At 64.8% G+C, this 2405-nt stretch carries 3 protein-coding genes; all 3 read left to right on the forward strand.

Annotated elements, in window-relative coordinates:
• Window positions 1-161 precede the first annotated feature (161 nt).
• Window positions 162-596, forward strand: a complete 435-nt coding sequence (gene tnpA, locus NKJ72_RS30845; RefSeq protein WP_095518983.1) for an IS66-like element accessory protein TnpA — start codon at window positions 162-164, stop codon at window positions 594-596.
• Entirely contained in the window at window positions 593-949 is a 357-nt protein-coding gene (gene tnpB / locus NKJ72_RS30850) for an IS66 family insertion sequence element accessory protein TnpB (RefSeq protein WP_023800865.1), read from the forward strand. The genes tnpA and tnpB overlap by 4 nt, the downstream gene beginning before the upstream one ends.
• A gap of 69 nt (window positions 950-1018) precedes the next feature.
• Window positions 1019-2405, forward strand: a 1387-nt coding sequence (gene tnpC, locus NKJ72_RS30855; protein WP_352480790.1) for an IS66 family transposase, incomplete at its 3' end; no start/stop codon positions are given.

A 2405-nucleotide genomic window follows, 5' to 3' on the forward strand; every position in this document is an offset into this window, starting at 1 on the left:
CGCACTGCATCTAAGAAAAGATGCACCACTTGCATGCTGATTTAGCCGCCCAATCACAGCGGACAAGCGCATCACCTGTGAGAGCGTAAGCGATGTCCCGACGGCACCTTTCGGTGATCGGCGTGAAGGACGATGTTCGGAGCCTTTGAGGGCTTCGACACATGACGATTTCAGAGCTTACGCTTAAATCCAGCGATCACGAGCCCGCGCGCCGGTTCGAGGTGTTCACGGGCTCCGGTCGGCGGCGCGAATGGCTGCCGGAGGAGAAGGCGCGGATCGTGGCGGAAAGCTACGAAGCCGGCGCGACCGTGAGCGCGGTGGCGCGGCGATACGCTTTGTCCCCGCAGCAGCTGTTCGCCTGGCGTCGGGCCGCTCGTCAGCCGTTGGCGGAAGCGCCGGCACCGGAATCGTTGTTTGTTCCGGCGGTGATTGCAGCGCCGAGGCCTGAACCGGCGGCAAGGCGGCGGCGGAAGCAGAAAGCCGCCCGAGACGGTGTGATCGAGCTGGAGATAGACGGCGTCGCTATGCGGGTCGGCCGTGGCGCCGACACCAGGACGGTGGCCGCTGTAATCCGAGCGCTGAAGGCGACGACGTGATCGGGCCGACGGGTGCGGTCAAGGTCATGGTGGCGACGAAGCCGGTGGACTTCCGCAAGGGTGCGGAGGGCCTCGCGGCGCTTGTGCGCGAGACGATGGGCGCCGATCCGTTCAGCGGCGCGGTCTATGTCTTCCGGGCGAAGCGGACGGATCGGATCAAGCTGATCTTCTGGGATGGCACCGGCGTCTGCCTTTACGCCAAACGTCTGGAGGACGGCGAGTTCCGCTGGCCGAAAGTGCATGACGGCATGATGCGGCTGACGGCCGCGCAGTTGTCGGCGCTGCTCGAAGGTCTCGACTGGCGGCGGGTCCACGAGGCGCGCAGGACCCGCGTTCCGGTTCAGGCGGGCTGACCCGCGACGAAGTGAATCAGCCTGGATTCCGCTGTCGCGGGATGTCGGCGAATATGGTCTGATCCGGTCATGGCGATGGCGGCTGACCAGCTTCCCGACGATCCGGACGCGCTGAAGGCGATGGTCCTGGCGCGCGACGTCGAGAACGCCCGCCTAATCCAGATCATCAAGGAATTGCAGCGTCACCGCTTCGGCGGAAGAGCTGAGACGCTTCCCGAGGATCAGTTGCTGCTGGGGCTCGAAGAGGCCGAGCAGATCGAGGCCGCCGACGAGGAAGAGAATGAACAAGCATCTCCCGCAGAGCGTCTGGAGCGCGCCAGGAAGCGCCGGACGAACCGCGGCGCGTTGCCACCCCATCTGCCGCGGGTGGAAATGGTCGTCGACATCGAGGACCATGCCTGTCCGGGCTGCCGCAATGGCTTGCATCGGATCGGTGAGGACGTGAGCGAGCGGCTCGACATCGTTCCGGCGCAGCTGCGTGTGATCGTCGTGCGCCGGCCCAAATATGCCTGCCGCGCCTGCGAGGATGTGGTCGTTCAGGCTCCGGCGCCCGCCCGGCTGATCGAGAGCGGTTTGCCAACCGAGGCGACGGTCGCTCAGGTGCTGGTGTCCAAATATGCTGACCACCTGCCGCTCTATCGTCAGGCGCAGATCTATGCCCGGCAGGGCATCAATCTCGACCGGTCCACGCTCGCCGACTGGGTCGGCCGCGCCGCCTGGCACCTTCGTCCGGTGCATGAGCGGCTGCTTGGCAAGCTGAAGACTTCACCGAAGCTCTTTGCTGACGAAACCACGGCGCCGGTGCTCGATCCGGGCCGCGGCAAGACGAAGACTGGGCAGCTGTGGGCCTATGCCCGCGATGACCGCCCATGGAATGGAAGCGACCCGCCGGGCGTCGCCTATGTCTATGCGCCGGACCGAAAGGCCGAGCGTCCGATCGCTCATCTCGCAGGCTTCACCGGAATCCTTCAGGTCGACGGCTATGGCGGCTATCGCGTGCTGGCCGAGAAAAGCGGCGTGACGCTCGCCTTCTGCTGGGCACACGTGCGCCGGCGCTTCTATGAACTGGCGGCAGCCGGTCCCGCGCCGATTGCCAGCGAGGCGCTGAGACGGATCGCCGAGCTCTACAAGATCGAAGACGTCATCCGCGGCCGGTCGGCTGACGAACGTCGCGCGATGCGTCAGGAAAATAGCCGCGCTATCATTGCCGATCTCGAACCTTGGCTGCGCGAAAAGCTCGGCCTGATTAGCCAGAAGACCAAGCTCGCCGAGGCAATCCGCTACACGCTCTCGCGCTGGGAAGGCCTGACCCGCTTCCTCGACGACGGCCGCATCGAGATCGACTCCAATACAGTCGAGCGCTCCATTCGTCCGATCGCGAAGACTGATTCATTATGCACCCCCTCTTCAAATGGCGGAAAACAGCGATTCCTGATTGTCGTCGTTGATGCGACGC

It is taken from the genome of Mesorhizobium sp. M0045 (assembly GCF_040323385.1).
Taxonomy (GTDB): domain Bacteria; phylum Pseudomonadota; class Alphaproteobacteria; order Rhizobiales; family Rhizobiaceae; genus Mesorhizobium.

Coding starts and splice junctions, on each gene's coding strand:
- tnpA (WP_095518983.1), top strand. CDS start 162: ATGACGATTTCAGAGCTTACGCTTAAATCCAGCGATCACGAGCCCGCG.